A 541-nucleotide genomic window follows, 5' to 3' on the forward strand; every position below is an offset into this window, starting at 1 on the left:
TATTCAGCGTGATTACCCGGACAGCAAGACCGTTGAAAGCACCTATCATCCGGTCGCGGGGTTGCACTGGCAGGCCAAAGTTGAAGCTAACCATGTCGGGGAACTGAAACAGTTCAGCCTGAATGGTGAACATGTTCTCCGTTTTGAACGGGATGAAGACGGGCATGAATGGCATCGCCAGTCGGATAAAGGGTTTATCCTGCGTCAGGCGCATACCCTGATGGGGCAACTGGCGGCACAGCGTGCCGGGCGCAATACCGAGTTTTTTGACGCCCATGAAGTGGCGGATATTCCCCAGCCCACCCTGGCTGGCATCGACCGGGAATATCGCTATGATGCGGCACTGAATCTGGTGGCCGCGAATGATGAGCGGCAGTGGTTGCGCTATGTGGTGAACGGCAACGGGCAGGTGACCTCAGTCAGTGATGGCGAACGGTTGCGAGAGCATTATCAATACGATGCCGCCGGTTATCCCGCCCGTCGGTTTGACGGTTTGCATGACATTAGCGGTGAACGTCTTTACCAGAAAGGCCACCGGTTA

1 pseudogene is annotated in these 541 nt (G+C 55.8%); it reads left to right on the forward strand.

Features of this window, described 5'->3' with window-relative positions:
• A pseudogene (locus tag Xedl_RS20050) lies at positions 1 to 541 on the forward strand (type IV secretion protein Rhs); the annotation flags it as partial.

The organism is Xenorhabdus eapokensis, from assembly GCF_001908105.1.